Annotated in this window: 20 protein-coding genes; 9 read left to right on the forward strand and 11 right to left on the reverse strand. The window is 30.8% G+C overall.

The window, feature by feature from the left end; all coding sequences use genetic code 11:
- Window positions 1–23: 23 nt before the first annotated feature.
- The 9 genes from RT99_RS24370 (at window position 24) to RT99_RS24410 (ending at window position 9,137) form a co-directional block, all read left to right on the forward strand.
- On the forward strand, window positions 24–1,112 hold the full coding sequence (locus tag RT99_RS24370) for an LptF/LptG family permease (RefSeq protein ID WP_042567355.1): 1,089 nt from the start codon (window positions 24–26) through the stop codon (window positions 1,110–1,112).
- Window positions 1,099–1,986 carry a DMT family transporter gene (locus RT99_RS24375; RefSeq protein WP_042567356.1) on the forward strand — a complete coding sequence of 296 codons (888 nt, stop codon included), beginning with the start codon at window positions 1,099–1,101 and terminating at the stop codon, window positions 1,984–1,986. The genes RT99_RS24370 and RT99_RS24375 overlap by 14 nt, the downstream gene beginning before the upstream one ends.
- A gap of 112 nt (window positions 1,987–2,098) precedes the next feature.
- Entirely contained in the window at window positions 2,099–3,052 is a 954-nt protein-coding gene (locus tag RT99_RS24380) for an acetyl-CoA carboxylase carboxyltransferase subunit alpha (protein WP_042567357.1), read from the forward strand.
- Window positions 3,053–3,192: 140 nt separating this feature from the next.
- Window positions 3,193–4,737 (forward strand): replicative DNA helicase, encoded by a 1,545-nt coding sequence (gene dnaB, locus RT99_RS24385; RefSeq protein ID WP_042567358.1) that lies wholly within the window; start codon window positions 3,193–3,195, stop codon window positions 4,735–4,737.
- 198 nt (window positions 4,738–4,935) lie between these two features.
- Entirely contained in the window at window positions 4,936–5,286 is a 351-nt protein-coding gene (locus RT99_RS24390) for a hypothetical protein (RefSeq protein WP_042567359.1), read from the forward strand.
- Window positions 5,287–5,469: 183 nt separating this feature from the next.
- Complete coding sequence (locus RT99_RS24395) at window positions 5,470–5,937, forward strand: hypothetical protein (protein ID WP_242607256.1); 468 nt, start codon at window positions 5,470–5,472, stop codon at window positions 5,935–5,937.
- Between the two features lie 27 nt (window positions 5,938–5,964).
- Window positions 5,965–6,756 carry a sensor histidine kinase gene (locus RT99_RS24400; RefSeq protein ID WP_042567361.1) on the forward strand — a complete coding sequence of 264 codons (792 nt, stop codon included), beginning with the start codon at window positions 5,965–5,967 and terminating at the stop codon, window positions 6,754–6,756.
- 113 nt (window positions 6,757–6,869) lie between these two features.
- Window positions 6,870–7,535, forward strand: coding sequence for a response regulator transcription factor (locus RT99_RS24405; protein ID WP_042567362.1), 666 nt, complete (start codon window positions 6,870–6,872; stop codon window positions 7,533–7,535).
- A gap of 342 nt (window positions 7,536–7,877) precedes the next feature.
- The gene (locus RT99_RS24410; RefSeq protein WP_042567363.1) at window positions 7,878–9,137 is read left to right on the forward strand and encodes a hypothetical protein; all 1,260 of its coding nucleotides are present in this window, start codon (window positions 7,878–7,880) and stop codon (window positions 9,135–9,137) included.
- Here RT99_RS24410 and RT99_RS24415 read toward each other — a convergent pair whose 3' ends face one another.
- The 11 genes from RT99_RS24415 to thrS all read right to left on the reverse strand — a co-directional run bounded on the left by RT99_RS24415 (window position 9,138) and on the right by thrS (window position 20,965).
- A complete protein-coding gene (locus RT99_RS24415) occupies window positions 9,138–9,941 on the reverse strand; it encodes an endonuclease/exonuclease/phosphatase family protein (RefSeq protein ID WP_042567364.1) in 804 nt (267 codons plus the stop codon).
- Between the two features lie 421 nt (window positions 9,942–10,362).
- The gene (locus tag RT99_RS24425; RefSeq protein WP_042567366.1) at window positions 10,363–11,031 is read right to left on the reverse strand and encodes a response regulator transcription factor; all 669 of its coding nucleotides are present in this window, start codon (window positions 11,029–11,031) and stop codon (window positions 10,363–10,365) included.
- A 9-nt stretch (window positions 11,032–11,040) separates the two neighbouring features.
- Window positions 11,041–12,816 carry a tetratricopeptide repeat protein gene (locus RT99_RS24430; RefSeq protein WP_052483793.1) on the reverse strand — a complete coding sequence of 592 codons (1,776 nt, stop codon included), beginning with the start codon at window positions 12,814–12,816 and terminating at the stop codon, window positions 11,041–11,043.
- A gap of 2 nt (window positions 12,817–12,818) precedes the next feature.
- On the reverse strand, window positions 12,819–14,588 hold the full coding sequence (locus RT99_RS24435; RefSeq protein ID WP_052483794.1) for a tetratricopeptide repeat-containing sensor histidine kinase: 1,770 nt from the start codon (window positions 14,586–14,588) through the stop codon (window positions 12,819–12,821).
- Entirely contained in the window at window positions 14,588–16,315 is a 1,728-nt protein-coding gene (locus RT99_RS24440) for a tetratricopeptide repeat-containing sensor histidine kinase (protein WP_042567367.1), read from the reverse strand. Before RT99_RS24440 ends, RT99_RS24435 begins: the two co-directional genes overlap by 1 nt.
- A 169-nt stretch (window positions 16,316–16,484) precedes the next feature.
- Window positions 16,485–16,919 (reverse strand): carboxymuconolactone decarboxylase family protein, encoded by a 435-nt coding sequence (locus RT99_RS24445; RefSeq protein ID WP_042567368.1) that lies wholly within the window; start codon window positions 16,917–16,919, stop codon window positions 16,485–16,487.
- Between the two features lie 74 nt (window positions 16,920–16,993).
- On the reverse strand, window positions 16,994–17,566 hold the full coding sequence (locus RT99_RS24450) for a Crp/Fnr family transcriptional regulator (RefSeq protein WP_042567369.1): 573 nt from the start codon (window positions 17,564–17,566) through the stop codon (window positions 16,994–16,996).
- Between the two features lie 142 nt (window positions 17,567–17,708).
- A complete protein-coding gene (gene rplT, locus RT99_RS24455; RefSeq protein WP_017498429.1) occupies window positions 17,709–18,053 on the reverse strand; it encodes a 50S ribosomal protein L20 in 345 nt (114 codons plus the stop codon).
- A 101-nt stretch (window positions 18,054–18,154) separates the two neighbouring features.
- Window positions 18,155–18,352, reverse strand: coding sequence for a 50S ribosomal protein L35 (rpmI, locus tag RT99_RS24460; RefSeq protein ID WP_007810722.1), 198 nt, complete (start codon window positions 18,350–18,352; stop codon window positions 18,155–18,157).
- Between the two features lie 92 nt (window positions 18,353–18,444).
- Window positions 18,445–18,996, reverse strand: a complete 552-nt coding sequence (gene infC / locus RT99_RS24465) for a translation initiation factor IF-3 (RefSeq protein ID WP_072974136.1) — start codon at window positions 18,994–18,996, stop codon at window positions 18,445–18,447.
- A gap of 22 nt (window positions 18,997–19,018) precedes the next feature.
- Window positions 19,019–20,965: a threonine--tRNA ligase gene (gene thrS, locus RT99_RS24470; protein WP_042567370.1), complete on the reverse strand. Its 1,947-nt coding sequence runs from the start codon at window positions 20,963–20,965 to the stop codon at window positions 19,019–19,021.
- Window positions 20,966–21,637: the final 672 nt, after the last annotated feature.

Below are 21,637 nucleotides of genomic sequence, written 5' to 3' on the forward strand. Positions count from 1 at the left end.
ACAAAAAAAACAAAAAGAAATCTATGTTAACAATAATAGATAAATATATTTTAAAAAGATATCTCGCTACCTTTTCGGTGATGTTGTTATTATTTGCCCCTATCGGAATCGTGATTGACGTTTCTGAAAAGGTAAATAAGATGTTGGAAAACAAGATTCCGTTTATGGATATTGCGTTCTATTATTACAATTTCACAATCTATTTTATCAATTCCTTATTTCCGATATTTTTGTTTTTATCGGTAATTTGGTTTACTTCGAAATTGGCTAATAATACAGAGATTATTGCTATTTTGAGTTCGGGAATTTCATTTACACGCTTTTTACGACCTTATATTATTGGTGCAACAATCGTTTCTATTTTTGTATTGTTGATGGGATTTTTCATCGTTCCTGCCGCCAGTGAAGGATATAATAATTTTAGATATACCTATTTAAAAGGAAATGGAAAAGAGCTCATGCGGGGTGAAAACACCAATGTTTACAGACAAATTAATGATAACGATTTTATTTTTGTAAACAGTTTTAATGAAGAATCGAAAACTGCTTTTAATTTTACGCTGGAGCATTTCGAAAAAGATAAATTAAAATATAAAATTACAGCGAGCCGCATCAAATGGGATCCGAAGAAGAAAACATACACCATGTATGATTACACTAAAAGAACACTTGGAGACCTGAACGATGTAATTGAAAAAGCTCCTGAAAAAAATACTGCTTTTAAGTTTGAATTAGAAGATTTAACTCCGGTAGTTTATATTGCCGAGACCTTAACTTTGGGTAAGCTTTATAAATTTATCGAAAAAGAAAGAAAACGTGGTTCCGGAAATGTAAATACTTATTTAGTAGTTCTTTATAAAAAATATAGTGTGCCGGTTTCTGCATTTATCCTTACAATTATTGCTGTTGCCGTTTCGGCAATGAAACGTAGAGGAGGAATGGGGATGAACCTTGCGATCGGAATTGCAATTGCCTTTTCATTTGTGTTTTTTGATAAAATATTTGGTACTCTTGCCGAAAAATCTACTTTTTCACCTTTACTAGCTGTGTGGTTCCCTAATATGGTTTTCGGAATTCTGGCAGTTTATTTATTACGTAATGCGAAACGATAATTTAAAAAGTTATTTAAATCTTCATTTAATTGTTTTTATCTGGGGTTTTACAGCCATTTTAGGAGCTTTAATAACAATTGATGCCGAAAATTTAGTATGGTTCAGAATGTTTCTTGCAGGGATATTTCTTGCTGGTTTCATTGTCTATAAAAAGCAGTCTTTTATAATATCAGCCCAGTCTTTTGCCAAATTAATTTTTGTGGGATTGTTGATTGCACTTCACTGGATTTTCTTTTTTAAGGCCATTCATGTTTCTAATGTTTCGATAACCTTATCGATATTTTCTTTGGGTGCTTTTTTTGCCTCTTTATTAGAACCGCTTTTTTACGGAAGAAAAATATTATGGTATGAAGTTTTCTTCGGATTGATAATAATTGGAGGTTTAGCCTTAATTATGCAGGTTGAGGTTAAATACTTAAGCGGAATGTATTATGCTTTGGCTTCTATTATTTTAGGCGTTTTGTTTACCTTAATGAACGGAAAATTAATATCTGATCATGAACCTTCTGTAATTACATTTTATGAATTTGGTGCAGGAGTTTTCTTTATTTCTATTTATTTTTTGGTACAGGGAAAATTCACGGCTGATTTTTTTACAATGTCAGTAAACAATTGGGTTTTATTACTCATATTAGCATCGGTTTGTACGGCTTATGCGTTTACGGCTTCGGTAAAAGTAATGCAGAAGCTAACGCCTTATACAGTAATGTTAACCACTAATTTAGAGCCTGTTTACGGTATTATGCTAGCTTATTTTATTCTTGGAGGCAAAGAAAAAATGAGCACAGAATTTTACATTGGTGCAATCATAATTGTAATCACAGTTATTCTAAATGGTGTTTTTAAACATTATCAAAACAAGAAGAATCTGTAATACTTTACTTATTTATAAATTACATTTTTACATTTTAAACACGAATTAATCATACGAATAGTATAATATTTTTATATTTGCGGTTCGATTTACAAACAAAATTCAAAAATCCATGGAATATTTAGATTTTGAGCTTCCAATAAAAGAACTTGAAGAGCAGTTAGAAAAGTGTGTTATAATTGGGAAAGAATCTGATGTTGATGTAACACCAACTTGCAAGGAAATCAACAAAAAATTAGAACAAACAAAAAAAGACATATATAAAAACCTTACGGCGTGGCAAAGAGTCCAGTTGTCAAGACATCCTAACAGACCTTATACTTTAGATTATATCAGAGCAATTTGCGGTGATACCTTTTTAGAACTTCACGGAGACAGAGGTTTTAAAGATGATAAAGCAATGGTTGGTGGTTTAGGAAAAGTAAACGGACAGTCGTTTATGATCGTAGGTCAGCAAAAAGGATATAATACAAAAACACGTCAGTACCGTAATTTTGGTATGGCAAATCCTGAAGGATATCGTAAAGCTTTGCGTTTGATGAAAATGGCAGAGAAATTCGGAATTCCGGTTTTAACTCTTGTAGATACTCCAGGTGCATATCCAGGACTTGAAGCTGAAGAAAGAGGGCAGGGAGAAGCTATTGCCAGAAATATTTTTGAAATGGTTCGTTTAAAAGTGCCAATCATTACCATTATTGTTGGTGAAGGTGCTTCTGGTGGAGCTTTAGGAATAGGTGTTGGTGATAAAGTATATATGTTAGAAAATACTTGGTACTCTGTAATTTCTCCGGAATCATGTTCTTCTATTTTATGGAAAAGCTGGGAATACAAAGAACGTGCAGCTGATGCTTTAAAATTGACATCATCTGACATGAAAAAACAAAAATTAGTTGATGATGTAATTCCTGAACCACTAGGTGGAGCTCACTATGACCGCGAAACTACTTTTAAAACAGTAGCCGAATATATTACAAAGGGATATAACGAATTGAAAGACTTATCAACAGCCGACTTAATTGCTCAGAGAATGGACAAATATAGTAATATGGGCGAGTACAAGGAGTAAATTCTTACAATAATATTTAAAATCCGAAGCCCTACAGTTTCGGATTTTTTTTTGGTTATCAACAAAAAAAACTTATTTATAAACAATTAATAGTTATAACTCGATAGCAATTTTTTTTTAAATTTTGTTACTTTCGCTATATGGAAAATTTCAAGAACATAAACCCTGTAAAGGTAGATAAAACCACCATTATTAATTTAGAAAAAGGAAAGTTACCGCCGCAAGTACTTGAATTAGAGGAGGCTGTGCTTGGTGCAATGATGATTGATAAAAAAGGTGTGGATGATGTAATTGATATTTTGCAACCGGATGCTTTTTATAAGGATGCACACAAATATATTTTTGAAGCGATTGTGCAGCTTTTTACTGAAACGCAGCCGATTGACTTATTAACCGTTTCGGCTCAGCTGAAAAAAAATGGAAAATTGGAAGTTGCAGGGGGGGATTTTTATTTAATTCAGCTTACGCAAAAAATTGCCTCTTCGGCGCATATTGAATTTCACTCACGTATCATACTTCAAAAGTTTATTCAGCGAAGTTTAATTCGAATTTCTTCTGAAATCATTGAAGCGTCTTATGATGAAACAGCAGATGTATTTGATTTACTGGATCAGGCCGAATCAAAATTATATGAAGTAACACAAGGAAATATTAAACGAAGTTCTGAAACAGCGCAAAGTTTAGTTTTACAGGCAAAGAAACGTATTGAAGAAATTGCCGGAAAAGAAGGATTGAGTGGTGTTGAAACCGGTTTTACTAATTTAGATAAACTGACTTCGGGATGGCAACCAAGTGATTTAATTATTATAGCGGCCAGACCAGCGATGGGAAAAACCGCATTTGTACTTTCAATGGCCAGAAATATTGCTATTGAGTTTGGACATGGAGTGGCGTTATTTTCTTTAGAGATGGCCTCGGTTCAGTTGATAACAAGGTTGATTTCATCGGAAACGGGACTGTCATCGGAGAAATTACGTACCGGTAAATTAGAGCCCCATGAATGGGAAATGTTAAGTACTAAAGTAAAAAACTTAGAAAAAGCACCATTGTATATTGACGATACGCCGTCGCTTTCTATTTTTGATTTAAGAGCAAAATGTCGTCGTTTGGTTTCACAGCATAATATCAAAATTGTCATTGTTGATTATTTGCAATTGATGACTGCTGGTGGAAATGGTAAAGGAGGAGGAAATCGTGAACAGGAAATTTCTACAATTTCCCGAAACTTAAAAGCTTTGGCAAAGGAGCTAAACGTTCCGGTAATTGCACTTTCGCAGTTATCTCGTGCCGTTGAAACGCGTGGTTCAAGTAAGCGTCCGTTGCTATCGGATCTTCGTGAATCTGGAGCAATTGAACAGGATGCCGATATTGTTTCATTTTTATATCGACCAGAATATTACAAAATTGACGAATGGGATGATGATGAGGCTTCCCCAACTGCTGGTCAGGCAGAAATAATGATCGCCAAACACCGTAATGGTGGTATCGAAAATGTTCGTTTGAAATTTATTGGACATCTTGGGAAATTTGATAATCTTGATGATTTTTCAGGTAGTTATGACGATTTACCATCAAAAATGAATCATGATGATAACCCGTTTATCACTAAAAACCTGCCTTCAGCAAATGAAGCATTCGGAAGTAATCTGAATGATGACGATGATGACAGCGATGTACCGTTTTAATTTTAAAATATAAAAGAAAATCTTCAAGAGTTTTTAACTGCCTTGAAGATTTTTTTTTCGCTAATAATTTAGATTTTTAGTACACTATTTTGCACAAATAATATTTCTTAGATAAGAATTAATTCGGTAGATTAGCCAAACTATTAACAAACCAATTGATTAAATCTAATATTATTAACTAATTTAAAATTGTAAATTATGAGCGAAGAAACCTTTCCCGGACCAATTCAAATTCCATTAAAAATAGCTAAAGAATGGGAGAAGAGATACGAGGATGACACCACCGTTGAAGACCCGAAAGATAAAGTCAAATCTTATTTGATCCCACGTGAAAGTTTAGAATTTGTATTACAGCTTGATGCAGATGCAGTTCGTGCTTACATAGGTATAAATGATCAGGGAGAAAAGACATTACTTTTTGTTGGAGCAAAATTTGATAAGGAAACAGGTCAATATATTGATGTCTACGGACCACCTACATCTCAACAAAACAGATCGGCTGCAGAAGAGATTGTTTATGATGGTGTAAGATCTTGCCCTCCATATTGATTTTTAAATTATATTAAAGTGGATGATTTTTTAATTTATTCAGGATATTTAATTTTATTATTAAACCTAATATTATATTCATATAGCTTTTTCCGTAAGGGAAAAGCTAATGTTTTTTTTGTTGCTTATTTAGCCTTTGCTTTTTTAATGCAGTTTTCGATGGAGGTAATGTATTTCCTAAGAATGAAGAATCAATTTGTTATCAATATATTTTTTGCTGGTCAAATGATACTATTAGGGTTGTTCTATAATTCATTATTGCAGATTAAGAATCAAAAAATATTTGTTAAAACTACATTAGCAGTTTCATTATTAATTTTTGGATTCCAATTAGTTTTAGATCCTTACCAGTTTGTGAAACTTAATTTATTCGAAATTATTTTAACCTCTTTGCTGCTGGTTGTTTATGCTTTGATTCATTTTTACAATATGCTTACAGATAATAAAAAATACTATTATGTTAGTTTTGGTTTTGTAATGTATTTATTGTCAAGTACAGTTTTGTTTTTAGTTGGAAATCTTTCATCAGGACTTAATAATGATGTTAAATTTTTGACCTGGATAATGAATGCATTTTTAATTTTGGTTTTGCAATTCTTTATTTTATACGAGTGGATAAAAAGTTTTTCAGCCAAAGCTTCATTAGTTTAATCACAATTCTGTAATAAAAATTTTGCTATGAATGCTAGTACAATTCCGGAAAAAGAACTTGTTGCAGTTATTTTATATATTTCCCTTTTCTTTATAATTGTTGCTATTATACTGATAGTATTTTTCTATTTCTCAAGAAAAAAAATAATTCAGAAAGAACTCGAAAAAAAAGATTTAGTATTACAATACCAAAAAGAGCAGCTTCATGCTATTATTCTAACACAGGAAGAAGAACGCAAAAGAATTGCTCAGGACCTTCATGATGATATTAGTTCAAAATTAAATATAGTGTCATTGAATAGTCATTTATTAACTTCTCCAAATTTAACAGAAGCTGAAACTATTGAAATCACAGAAAATATAATTGCTCTAACTACAAAAGCTTTAGAGAATTCCAGGAAAATTGCCCACAATTTATTGCCCCCCGTTTTCGAAAAATTTGGATTAAATGCTGGTGTAGAGGAATTATGTGAGGAATTTGAAAGCAGTAAAGCCGTAAAAGTTTATTACAAAAATGAAATTGATTTTGATGAAAACGAAATTGATCGTCATTTACATGTTTTTAGAATTTTACAGGAATTGATGAATAATTCGTTGCGACACGGAAAAGCAACCGAAATTTGGATAGCTTTTAAGATTATAGACGAAATAAATACTTGTAACTATGAAGATAACGGCATCGGTTTTGATTCTCAAAATATTGAAAATCAAAAAGGACTAGGTATGAAAAATATTGATAGCAGAATTTCTTTTTTGAATGGAACAATTAAAATAAATTCTGAAATTAACCATGGTATTGCGGTAATGTTTACTTTTTAAAGCTCTTTTAAGATTAATAGTTGTATTTGATCAATAAAATAGATTGCTTTTTCTCATTTTGTAAAGCATATTTTGTAATTTCGAAATTCCAAAGAACCAAATACATAAATAAAATGAGCAGCATTGTAAAAATTGCTTTAGTCGATGACGAAGTTTTATTTCGGAAGGGAATTGCTTTTTTATTGCAAAAAGAAGATAATTTTGAAATTATTTTTGAGGCTTCAAACGGAGAAGAGCTTATTTCCAAATTAAATAGCAGCGAATCAAAGCCCGATATTATTATAATGGATTTGAAAATGCCTGTTTTAAATGGTGTTGAGGCCACAAAAATTATTCGCAAATCTTATCCTGATATCAAAATAATTGCGCTAACCAGTTATGACACAAAATCATTTGTAGCAAATATGATACAGGTTGGGGCAGTTGCTTATTTAATAAAAAACACAACCCCCAAAGATTTAATTCATACCGTTAATGAAGTAGCAAAAAAAGGGTTTTATTACAGCCAAATAGTTTTAAAAACAATTCAGGAAACTATTGTTTCATCTAAAAACTCAAAAGGAAATTTAGAAACCGGTTTTCTTTCACCTCGTGAAATAGAAATTCTTCAACTTATCTGTCTGCAAAAAACAACCACAGAAATAGCAGATCATCTTTTTTTAAGTCCGAGAACTGTTGAAGGGCACCGAAATAATCTGCTGCTTAAAACTGAATCCAGAAATATTGCCGGATTAGTTGTTTATGCGATTCAAAACGAAATAGCAGTTTTAACAATATAAATTTTAGCTGGTTAAGAATTGAATTGACAATACATAATAAACAATTATTATCATTATTAGGGCGCAAATACCTATTTTCTGTAATATGCTTAATCCTTTTGGTTGGTTTTTACTGCCATTAAATTTCATTGTTAAATTTTTCACTGATTCATTAATCGATTATTTCTATAAACAAATTTAAATAGAAACTATATTTTCATAATACGTGTTTATACCTGATTTTGCATTATAAATTTTTAATTTCAAAATTATTTTAACTTCATAGTTGCTTAGTTTAGTAAATTACCCTAAGCTATTGTGTTTTTTAATTCTTCCTTTATATCTTTACTAAAATAATTTATAATGCATAAAAGTTTAGCTTACATATTTATATTTCTTTTTTCTTTGACTGTTAAAGCTTCATTTCTTCTACTTCCAATGGATGAAACAACACAGCAAAATCATCTTAAAGCATATGGAATTACATACTGGTGCTTAAGTAAAGATTACAAAGCCAGCTGGTTGCTAAATTATAGAGGTGGCTCTTTTTTGCTTCCTGATGTTGAAGAAATCCGAAAAGAATGTCAAATTCGTGGAGTAAGCTTTGAAGTGCTTTCAGACAGTGAAGAAGCTTCGATTTTAAATGAAATTTCCAGTCCTTCTCAAAATATGGAATCTGTGATTCTCGAAAAAGCACCAAAAATAGCTGTTTATACACCAAAAGGTAAACAACCCTGGGATGATGCGGTGACATTGGTTTTAACATACGCCGAAATACCCTTTACACCAATTTATGATGAGGAAGTTTTAAGTGATCAATTACTGCTATATGATTGGCTGCACCTGCATCATGAAGATTTTACAGGACAATATGGGAAATTTTATGCTGCATACAAAAATACACCTTGGTATATTGATCAAAAAAAGGATGCAGAGGCTTTAGCGGCAAAATTAGGATATTCAAAAGTATCACAAGAAAAAGGAGCTGTGGCAAAAAAAATAAGAGATTTTGTTATTGGCGGTGGATTTATGTTTGCAATGTGTTCTGCAACTGATAGTTTTGATATTGCGCTAGCCGCAGATGGTGTAGATATTTGCGAGGCAATGTTTGACGGGGATGCAAGCGAACCAAATTATCAATCGAAATTGAATTTTGGAAATTCGTTTGCTTTTAAAAATTTCACATTAGAGAGACGTCCCGAGCAATATGAGTTTTCAGATATTGATATGACTTTAAAACGCAGAATTCCAATGGAAAAAGATTATTTTTCTTTGATGGAATTTTCAGCAAAATGGGATCCGATCCCGAGTATGTTATGCCAAAATCATACACAATTAGTTAAAGGATTTATGGGGCAAACTACTTCTTTTGATTCTGCTTTAGTAAAATCAAATGTTTTAGTAATGGGTACCTGCGAATTAAATGGAGAAGCAAGATACATTCATGGGGAAAAAGGAAAAGGAATGTTTACTTTTTTTGGAGGCCATGATCCCGAAGATTTTCAACATCAGGTTGGTGATCCGCCAACGGTATTAGATTTACACCCTAATTCGCCAGGTTACAGATTAATACTTAATAATGTATTATTTCCTGCAGCCAGAAAGAAAAAGTTGAAAACGTAATTAGTTTAAGGAAAATTCAAACCAAATCGGAATATGATCTGATATTTTTCGGGCTTCTTGCAAGGAATCAAACGTTTTATAAAATGGAATTATCCCAGAGTTAATATATTTTAAATTATTTTTCTTATAAAAAATATTGTCAAACTCAGATGCCAGACAGATATTATCTTTGCATTCTTGTTTTAATGTTGTCTTTTGTTTTTCTAAAATAGGAGAGAACCCCATTTTTTTCAATGGATTAAAAACGGTATGTGATTCCGGACAATTAAAATCCCCAATAAAGACTAATTTTAGGTTTGGATATTGTTGCGGTAAAAATTTAAAATACTTGATTTCTTTTTCAGGCTGTTTCTTTTTGGTAATAGCATGAAAATTAACTAAAGTAAGTGTTTTTTTGTCGATTATAAAAGTGGCAAAATAAGGTTCGCGGTCAATTTCTAAATGATATTTTTTTTCCAGCCAGGTATTGCCTTGAAGTTTTGCTTTTGATGTTTTCCAGATATAGGCATATCTTTCCTTTTTGTAGCTGTCACCACTTGTAGGATTGCTAACGCTGTAGTCCCATTTTATTCCTTTTTCATTCAGAATTTCTGCCAGTTTTGCCACTGCCTGAGCACCTCCATAACCTGCTACAACTTCCTGAATTGCTATAATATCGTAGTTACGAATCGTATTAGCTATAATGTTTAACTCAGAATCTGTTTTTGATTTTCCAAAGTTTTCTAAATTCCAGGAAAGAATTTTTACCTGTGAAAATGAATGAAGTGTAAAGAATAAAATTAAAAGGATTAGACTGTTTTTCATGTAATGTTTAAAATATCAAATATAAACCATTTCCAGATTTAAGAATCAATCTGGTATTTTTAATTTTTTTGATACTTTAATTCAGCAGCTAATGTTTTTTATATCTATTCTTTAAAGCAGTTGATATAATTATTATTTGTAAAACTAAAAGCGCTGGTATGAAGATCATTTTCCAGTTAATTTCTAACCATCCTGTTTTTTCTGACACTAAAGCAAAGCTAATAGATAGGAATAGACAGAGTAACATTGTTTTCATTATAATTTTATTTTTTGTTGTATAAAATTTGGAAATAAATTTCCGGTATTGAATCTCATCTGAATCGATATCTGAATGTGGTTTCATTTTGTAGGTTAAGGGGTTTTAAGCAAACTTAAATCTATAAATGACAATTTCCTTACGGGAAACCGTAAAACCATATAATTACACAAGACCAAAGTCTTTTGCAATTGCAATTAAATGAACATTATTGTTAGCCTTAAAGTAAATTTTTAATTTATTAATTCTTTTTTCCAGACTACTGGTTCCATTTGGAGCTATTGAACTTGCTTTGAATTCGCTGGAAATATTTTCTAATGTTAAGCCCTGAGCTAATAATTTTAAAATAGAAATGTCATAACTTTCTATTTCGATCAAAGTTTTATCATTGAAGCTAAAAGATAAATCCGATGAAAGAATTTTTTCTTCGTTTTGAAATGTTCTTTCTATTGCTTTTTTTAATTCGTTTATGCTATTTCTGCCTTTTGAAACATATGCATTAATTTTGAGATCATTAAATAATGATTTTATTCGGTATGATTTATCTTCAATCGAGAATACAATTTTTTTAAGTTTAGGCTGAACTGCATTAATAGCCTCTACTAAATCTTCTCCACAGGTTAAATTTACTTTACGATGATCTGATTTAAAAGACAAATCGGTAATTAATAAATCGTATGGTTCATTATCATTTAAGGCTTTTTTAATTTTCAAAATCCCATCATCACAATATTTTACATGATCAATTACAGGAACTTTCAGTTCTTCAAGTACTTGAATAACAGCTATGCTAATACTATCTAGATCTTCGGCAACTAAAACTTTTTTGTACATATTGATTGTTTATAAAGGGAACGAGAAACTTAATTTAAAACCTTTTTTAGAATTTTTGTCAAAAGTAATGGTTCCATTTATAGTTTTTATACGGTTTTCCACATTTGCTAAACCATTTTTGAAAATTATCGAAGAATTTTCATTCCCGGTTCCGTTATCATTATAATCTACAGAGATGTTTTTATCCTTTATTTTAAAGGTAATGCTTACTAAAGTGGCGTTGCTATGTTTTTTCAGGTTATAAAATAATTCTTGTAAAACGCGGTAAAGGATTATTTTTTTGTTTTTTTGAATTTTATTCCATGAAATCAAATCAAATCCATTCAGTAAAATATGAATATTAGGCGTCTTAAACTCGGCAATCATTTCTCTTAAAGCAAAAGGATAATTTTCATCAGTAGCAATTTGGCTGTTTTCTTTAGAAATATTTCGTGTTCGGGAATACATAATTTCTAAATTATTTAATAATTGATCCTTGTTTGTATCAATTTCCAAATCTTTATGCGTTACAAACTGAAGTGTTTCATAAACATTATTAGCGAGTTCGTCATGTAATTTTTTAGATATTCGCATTTCACTTTGATAAATTACCTCATTTGTTTCCTTTTTTTCTTTTGATTTTAAATGAAAATAAAAGAATGTAATGAATCCCAGAATAAATGCAATGATAATATAAGAGATAATATTTCGTTTTTTTTGTCTTTCTAACTGTAATTCATAGGTTATTTTTTGAGCTTTTAGCTTCAGGTTTTCATCTTTGTCTGTTTTCGAAATATATTTAATATTAGTAAATTGGTTTTTTGCACTTTGTCTTGCATTAGTAATACTATCAACAAGTTTTATATAAGCTGATGAATGTTGTTTCAAATCATTTCCATCACTATATTTAATTAATAGCGAGAGGGCAATAACTTTACTTTTTGGATTATTTACTTTTAATGCATGCTTGTATGCTTTATCTGCATAGACTTTGGATAAATTAGGATTGCTTTTTTCAAAAAATATAGAGAGATGTTTATATGTCAATACTAGGCCTTCTTGGGTTTCAGGTTTTAATCTAATTCTTAAGGCTTGATAAAAACAATCTAATGCTTTTTTAGGGTTTCCCAGCTTATAATAACAATACCCTAGATTGTCTATTACAAAAGAATAAATATTATGATTTATTGCATCATATTTTGAAACGTTTTTTTGTGAGGCTAGTATAAGCAGTATCTTTTTAGCTTCTTTATATCTGCCTTGTTCCATATAAATTGCAACTAAATTATTTAAGGCAGTAAATTTTCTCCATGCACTGGTTTTTAGTGCTATAGCTTTTTTGAAGTATAAAATAGCATTGTAATTATCGTAATTATTGCTATATACAATTCCTAATAAATTATAGACAATCCATGAATATCTGGGATTTTTAATTTTTTTTAAGTAAGGCAATGCTTCCGTTGCATTTTCTTCACTAGCAATATAATTTCCTTGTTCTATTTGAAGTTCAGCGATACAGGATAATGCATAAACATAATCTATAGTATTTGTATTAGGATTGCAAAGTTTTTTAACTTTGTTAAAAACATAGATTGCACTATCACTTTTATAAGCATCAAAATATACATCGGCTATATCAGTAAGTCTTTTTATTTCTTTAGTATTATCCTTTTTTACATGTTTTAAAGGTTTTTTGCTTTTATAAGAATAAAATAAAATTACGCTCCCAATTAATAATAGAGATAGAAATATCATGAGATATTTCAGGGCAGTTTTGTTTTGAAAGAAATAAAAAGTTTTTGTCATGATTATAATGGGAATTTAAAAAAGACTTTAAATCCTTTGTTTGGCTGCGAATCAATATTGATTTTTCCTTTTATTGCCAGAATTCTGTTTTCGATATTTTGAAGACCGTTTCTAAAAGTTACGTTGTTAAGATCACAACCTTTACCATTTTCAGTATAAGAAACAGTAACACTTTGATCTGTTTTTTTGAAAGTTATGCCAATTAAAGAAGCATCACTATGTTTTTTTGTGTTTACAAGTAGTTCCTGTAAAACCCTGTAAACAGTTATCTTTTTGTTCTTTTCAATTTCATTCCACGAAATAGTTTCCAGGCCGTTCAATATAAAGTTTATGTTTGGATCATTGAATTCCGAAATCATTTCCTTTAATGCAATACTATAGTTTTCATCTGTAATAATAGTACTGTTTTCCTTTGAAATATTTCTTGCTCGTGAATAAATGACTTGTAAATTATTTAATAGCTGGTCTTTATGTTCAATTAGTTCAATATCTCTATTTTGGGCAAAAGTCAGTGTTTGATAAACATCGTTTGCGAGTTCATCATGTAGTTTTCTTGATATTTGCATTTCACTTTTATAAATAGCTTCATTTTTATCTTTTTTTGATTTTGAAGTTAAATAGTAGTATAGAAATATAATTATTCCTAAAGCGAAAATTATAATTACCGAAGAAATTAAATTTCTGCTTTTCTGTTTTTCTATTTGTAATTCGTTTTCAGCTTTTTGAGATTTGAGTTGAAGGTTTTCTTTTCTATCTTTTTTTGAGTCATACTTAATATATGCAAATTGATTTTGAGCTTTTGACCTGTTTGTAATAAGACTGTCAATTATTTTGATATAAGCTAATGAATATTTTTTTAATTCATTTCCTTCCGTTTTTTGAATTAATAAGGCAAGACCATTAGCTTTAAATGTTGCATTATTTACCGCACATGCAGTTGTGTATGATTTTTGTGCATAAATTTTGGAAAGTTTTAAATTGCTTTTTTCATAAAATATGGCTAGATATCTATAAGTAGTCATTAATTCAAAATCCCGTTTATATTTAAGTTTTATTTTTAAACTCTCCGTAAGATATTTTAAAGCTTTTGGATTCCCGAGTTTATAATAACAAAATCCTAAATTATCTAATAACATTGCATAATGGTTAATGGTCCGAAGACTATCAGTATCATGTTTGATTTCTAGAGTATTTATTGGTTCTAATATTTGAACAGCTTTTTTATATTTTTCTTCTCCTATATAAATATTAGCAATGTCATTTAAAATTTCTGCTTTTTTAAAAGGCTTTTTTGCTAGTTTTAAGGCTTTTATGTGATAATTTATAGCACTTGTGTTGTCATATTTATTATAATAATTATAAGCTGTTATAGTGTAAACGTTATAAGTAAATTTGGGATTTTTTAATTTTTTTAAATATGGAAGTGTTTTAGTCAATGTTTCTTCACTGGCATTATAATTACTGGCATTTTGTTGAATCTCTGCTATTGAGATAAGGGAGTAAATATAGTCTTCTAAATAATCTAATTTTGGGTCACAAAGTTGTATTGCCTTATTGTAATAAAAATATGAACTGTCTGGTTTATTATCAAAAAGAAAATCTGCCTTTTGTATCAGCTTTTTGATTTCACTTGTTTTGTCTTTTCTCTTAATTTTTAATGGTGTTTTATTTTTATATGAATTTAAAATAACCAATAAAAGTATAGAAATAGTTATAAGAAGATATTTAAGAATCTTCTTATTTGCAAAAATGTAGAAAGCCTTTTTCATCATTACAAAGGAAATTCAAAAAAGACTTTAAATCCTTTATCAATAGCTGAATCAACATCAATTTTTCCTTTTATAGCAAGAATTCTGTTTTCTACATTATGAAGACCATTTCTAATTGTGATTTTATTCAGATCAATACCTTTTCCATTATCAGTATAAGTAACAATAACACTTTTATCAGTATTTTTAAAAGTAATGACCACTAGGGTCGCATCACTATGTTTTTTCATATTTACAAGTAATTCCTGTAATACTCTGTAAACTGTTATTTTTTTATTTTTTTCAATTTCATTCCAATAAATCGTTTCTATGCCATTCAATAATATATTAATATTTGGAGTATTAAATCCGGCAATCATTTCTTTAAGGTAATAGATATATTCGTCTGTGGTAATAATTGGACTATTCTCTTTTGATATATCTCGCGTTCTTGAATATATTAAATCCAGATTTTTTAACAATTGATCTTTATTTTCCGCCAAAGAAAGGTTTTTATTTTCGGCGAAAGCCATTGTATGATAAATGTCGTTAGCAAGTTCATCATGAAGTTTCTTTGCAATACGCGTTTCACTTTTATAAGTAGCTTCTATTTTTTCTCTGTTTCCTCGTGAAGTTAGATAGAAATAAAGTACCAGAATAAGACTTAAACTTAGTGCTATAATAATATATGAAATAATATTTCTATTCTTTTGCTTCTCTAATTGAAGCTCATTTTCGGCCTTGTGTGTTTTAAGTTTTAGATTTTCGTCTTTCTCCTTCTTTGAATCGTATTTGATTCTTGCAAATTGATTTTTAGCTTTTTGTCTTACTTCAAAAATACTGTCGACCAGATTAACATATATTATTGAGTACTTCTTTAATTCTTTATCCGAGCTATTTGTCATTATTAGTTTTAAAGCAGACAATCTTTCATCAACATTATTTATAATACTAAACTTTTCATAGCTTAATAACATATATTTTTTTGCCAGCAAAGGATTGTCTTTTTCATAAAACTTTGCAAAGTGAATATAACTTTTTCCTAAATCAAAAGGTTTTTTTTTCTTTTGTCTTATTTCAAGGCTTTTATTAAAATAGTAAAGCGCCTTTTTAGAGTCGTTTTTTTTAAAATAGCAAAAGCCTATATTATCTAAGACCTTACCCTTAAATTCCTTATCGGCTAATACGTCTTTTTTTGATATCAACGAAAGAAAAATTTCAAGAGACTCATCATATTTTCCTTCTTCAATTAATATAACAGCTATATTATTTTTTGCAGCTAATTTTCTCCATTCCTTTGTTTTTAATCGTAAAGCCTTTTGATTGTATAATATTGCGTTTTTATATTCGTAAGTATTTAAGTAGTTTGTACTTAGGGTAACATACGAGTTCCATATTTGAGCTGTTTTTTTTACATACTTCAAATACGGAAGAGCTTCGGTAATTGTAGCTTCACTTCCGGCATAATCACCATGAATCTGCTGAATTTCGGCCATACAGTTTGACACGATAACATAATTGTCTGCATCTGTTATCGGATTGCAAATAAATTTTGCTTTGTTATAATAATAAAAAGCGCTATCTAACTTATTATTATCATAAAACAGATTGTCCGCAATAGCAATCATCCTCTTAACTTCGGCTTTTGTGTCCTTAGGTTTAATAGGGGCGTCATTCTTTTTTTGACAGGATAAAAGAATCAAAAAACTAAATATAATATATAAAAACGACGGTATTCTTTGTGGTATCATGCGCCAAAAATATAGAATTATAAGTGTTGGGAACACGTATAAATACCTGTTTTTGAAAAATTTTCAAAATTAAGACATTGAGATTCTCATTTAGAGGCATATACAAACAAACCTTCACACAGGAAGGCTTGTAGTTGATCTGAATGTTGTAAAATTAATCTTTATAAAATTATACGGCTCTCCATCCCGTTGCTATTGCTAACCTGTTCCATGAATTAATTGTAATGATAATAATTATAATTTCAGCAAGATATTTTTCATCAAATAGGTTTGCAGCATTTTGATAAACTTCATCAGATACGTGATTACTTATCATTGTAACTTGTTCTGTTAATGCCAAAATTGCTTTTTCCTCTTCAGTATATACATCAGCTTCACGCCATGAACTTAGAAGGTAAATACGCTTTTCTGTTTCACCATACTTTCTTGCGTCTGCGGTATGCATGTTAATACAAAAAGCACAGCCATTAATTTGTGACGCACGAATTTTTATTAGCTCTTTGTGTGTTGTAGTGACTGATGTTTTTGCGTTGTATTTTTCTAAATTCATTAAAGCTTCATAAGCTTCAGGAGCAACTGTTGGAACAACGATTCTTGGTTTCATTTTATTATTTTTTAAAGTTTGATACAAAGGTCAGGCATCTCTTATTTAAAAAACTTGAACTACTTCAAGAAAACTTAGACTTTACCAGCTCTTATTTTGCTCATAAATTCTGCAGAAAAATCAAGGTAGGAAGCAATCATATACTGAGGAACACGTTGCACAAATTCCGGATGCAGATTATTGAAATGATGATACCTTTCTTCTGCCGACATGGTAAATAAAAATTTAATTCTCATTTGTGCAGCTCCAAATGATTTTTGAGATACAATTCGGAAATATCTTTCCAGTTTTGGAATTTCAATTAGAATTGCTTCTAATGTTGTTTTTTCAATGGCAACTACTGTTGAGTTTTCTACAGCCTGAATGTAAAAATGCGAAGGAATATGATTGTGATAGCTTAAATAATCGGTTATCCACCAATTCTCGATACCAAATTGAAGAGTTTGTTCTATGCCTTTAGAATTAATTATATATTGCCTCATACAGCCTTTTATAATGAAATAGATAGTATTGCAAAGCTGACCTTCTTGTAAAACGAGTTCTTTCTTTTTTATTTTGGAAATGCTTAAAGCAGCTTCTAAAATATCAATTTCTGATTGCTCGAGATTAATATGTTTTTGAATATGTTGTAAAAGTGAAGTATGCATCTAAAACTATTTTATGCAAATTTACTTATTAATTTAATTTTGAAACAATGAATCTCTGGAAACATCATAAAACAAAAAACCATCCTGAATAGGATGGTTTTTCTATGATAAGTAAGTAATCTAAATTGAGTTTATAAAACGTTTATTTTACTTTATTAAGTATTGCTTTGAAAGCTTCTGGGTGATTCATAGCTAAATCTGCAAGAACTTTACGGTTCAATTCGATTCCGTTAGCTTTAACTTTCCCCATGAATTGAGAATAAGACATTCCTTCTAATCTAGCTCCAGCGTTGATACGTTGAATCCATAAAGCACGGAAATTTCTTTTATTCTGTTTTCTGTCACGGTAAGCGTAGCTCATCGCTTTCTCTACCGCGTTCTTAGCAACTGTCCAAACGTTTTTACGTCTACCAAAGAAACCTTTGGCTTGCTTCATTATTTTTTTTCTTCTTGCTCTTTTAGCAACTGAATTTACCGATCTTGGCATAATTTTAATGTGTTTTTGTAGCAGGCGTCCTGAATTAAATCAAAGGAACTTAAAGGCCATACTCCAAGGTTATATAAATAATTTTTTAACCTAAAGAATTATTAGATAATTCTTAATTGTTGTTTAATGCTTTTCATATCTGTAGAGTGAACTAGCGCTGAGTGAGTCAAAGCTAATTTACGTTTTTTAGATTTTTTAGTCAAGATGTGACTTTTAAAAGCATGCTTTCTTTTAATTTTTCCAGAACCAGTAACTTTAAAACGTTTCTTGGCGCTAGATTTTGTTTTCATTTTAGGCATTTTTCCTAGTGTTTTAATTTATTCTTACTTACTTATTTTATTTCAGATTAGCAGTTTCAAATTCAAGACTGAATACTGAAACTGCAAACTGATTACTTTTTCTTTTTCGGAGCAATGAACATAATCATTCTCTTACCTTCTAAAACCGGCATAGCTTCAACCTTACCGTGTTCTTCTAAATCTGTAGCCAAACGTAGTAATAAAATCTGTCCTTGATCTTTATAGATAATCGAACGTCCTTTAAAGAAAACGAATGCTTTTAATTTAGCACCTTCTTTAAGGAACTTCTCAGCATTTTTTCTTTTAAATTCATAATCATGCTCATCAGTCTGAGGACCAAAACGAATTTCTTTTACTACAACTTGCGTAGATTTAGCTTTTAATACCTTATCACGTTTCTTTTGTTCGTAAACAAATTTCTTGTAATCCATGATTTTACAAACCGGCGGCTCAGCGTTTGGCGAAATTTCAACCAAATCCAATTCGAATTGATCTGCTAAACGTAAAGCTTCTGCAAGCTTAAATACACCTGGTTCGATGTTCTCGCCTACTAGTCTTACTTCTTGTACACCACGAATATTATTATTTATTCTGTGTGCATCTTTTTTTTCTACTCGAGGTTGATAACCTCTGTTGCTTCTTATTGCTATGACTTTATAATTTAAGTTAAACTGTAAAAACTTTTAATGTCTTTTTTATTTCTTCGTTTACAATAGCGACAAATTCATCAATTGTAACTGTAATATTCCCTTTTCCTTCTTGACCGTGACGACGAATTGAAATAGTTCCGTTTTTCTCTTCTTCCTCACCAACAATCAGCATAAATGGTATTTTTTGCATTTCTGCATCTCTAATTTTCTTGCCAATTGTCTCGTTTCGGTTGTCAATTAGGGCGCGAATTTCGTGATTTTCTAGCAAATCTAAAACTTTTTTAGCATAAATTTCGTATTTCTCACTCAAAGACAATATTATAGCCTGTTCCGGCATAAGCCAAAGTGGGAAATTTCCTGCAGTATGTTCTAGTAAAATTGCGATAAATCGTTCCATAGAACCAAAAGGAGCTCTATGGATCATAACTGGACGATGTAATTCATTATCAGCACCTTTATAGGTTAATTCAAAACGCTCAGGCAAGTTATAATCAACCTGAATAGTTCCTAATTGCCATTGTCTTCCCAAAGCATCTTTTACCATAAAGTCAAGCTTCGGACCATAAAAAGCAGCCTCGCCATATTCTACTACAGTATTCAGTCCTTTGTCAGCCGCAGCGTTGATAATTGCATTTTCTGCTTTCTCCCAATTTTCATCAGAGCCAATGTATTTCTCTCTGTTTTCCTGATCTCTTAATGAAATTTGAGCAGTAAAGTTTTCAAAACCTAACGAACCGAATACATAAAGTACAAGATCGATAACTTTTTTGAACTCTTCATCTAATTGCTCCGGAGTACAAAAAATATGTGCATCATCCTGAGTAAATCCTCTTACACGAGTTAAACCGTGCAATTCACCAGATTGCTCATATCTATATACAGTACCAAATTCGGCATAACGCTTAGGTAAATCTTTATATGACCAAGGTCTTACATTATAGATTTCACAGTGATGAGGACAGTTCATAGGTTTCAATAAAAATTCTTCGCCTTCAGCAGGAGTATTTATAGGTTGAAAACTATCAGCACCATATTTAGCATAGTGACCAGAAGTTACATAAAGTTCTTTCTGACCAATATGTGGAGTAACTACTTGCTCGTATCCGGCTTTCTTTTGAGCTTTCTTTAAAAACTGTTCTAAACGATCTCTAAGCGCAGCACCTTTAGGTAGCCATAAAGGTAAACCTTGTCCAACTTTTTGAGAAAAAGCAAACAATTCAAGTTCCTTACCTAATTTACGGTGATCACGACGTTTTGCTTCTTCAAGAAGTTCAAGATATTCAGTTAGATCCTTTTGTTTAGGAAAAGAAGTTCCGTAAACACGAGTTAACTGTTTGTTTTTCTCGTCACCTCTCCAGTAAGCACCGGCAACGCTCATGATTTTAAAGGCTTTAATAATTCCGGTATTCGGAATATGTCCACCGCGACATAAATCAGTAAAAGTAGCATGATCACAAAAAGTGATAGTTCCGTCTTCAAGATTCGAAATCAATTCAGTCTTATAAACGTTATCCTTGTACATTGCTAAAGCGTCGGCCTTACTAACCGGACGCATTTTGAATTCGTGTTTTTCTCTTGAAATCTCAAGAACACGATCTTCTATTTTTTTAAAGTCAGCTTCTACAATTTTTTGATCTTCAAAATCAACATCATAATAAAACCCATTAGAAATTGCAGGTCCAAGAGTTAATTTAATTCCAGGATACAATTCCTCTAAGGCTTGAGCCATTACGTGGGAAGTTGAATGCCAGAAAGCTTTTTTGCCTTCCGCATCATTCCAGGTATATAAAATAAGACTACCGTCGGTCGTCAATGGAGTTTCGGTTTCAATTGTTGTACCATTAAAGGATGCTGAAATCACGTTTCTTGCAAATCCTTCACTAATGCTTTTAGCAACCTCCATCGGAGTTACGCCAGAAGCAAACTCTCTAATTGACCCGTCGGGTAAAGTAATCTTAATCATTGTTTATAATTTTGTGAATGCAAATATAACGCATTACTAAAATACATACAATATATATATGCATGTTTATACTATATATATGTAAGGAATAAATATTAACCTTAATCTAATGCTTTTCTCTACGTATATATAAGGTGAAAATTATACTATAATATATAAGTGTGATTTTGTCAGAGCGAAGTCGGAGTTCTTTTATTGGAATTTAGTTTTTAGAAGGAGCTGTTTCCCGCTGTTCCTTCCAATCTTTTGTGGTGAACCCCACCACAAAAGGATTTTCCCTCCCATCGGGGCTAGGGGAGTTGTTTTCAGGAGAAGTGTTGTTTATATAAGGAGAAAACAGGGAAAAAAGACTTTGTGTCTTAATGCCTTTGTTGCAAAAAGCCAAAAAAGACATCCAAAAGGATAAAAATCCCGGAAAAGAAGCAGAAAGCAAATGTTTGTAGAGTTCTCAGAAAAGAATGTATTAGTATGTAAAGTCCATAAAAACGGTAGTTCAGGAAACAAAAGAATTGAGATAAACACAAACACTACAGAAAATTCCTAAAAACGATAAAAAATATCAAATCGTAAGTTTTGAGTTATCAGAGTGTTAAGAAAAACTTTTGCAAAAGATTGAAATTATATAAAAAAAAGGCTTGTAAATGTAAATAAAGGTGCTACTTTTGCACCCGC

It is taken from the genome of Flavobacterium sp. MEB061 (genome assembly GCF_000834715.1).
In the GTDB taxonomy this organism is placed as follows: Bacteria; Bacteroidota; Bacteroidia; order Flavobacteriales; family Flavobacteriaceae; genus Flavobacterium; species Flavobacterium pectinovorum.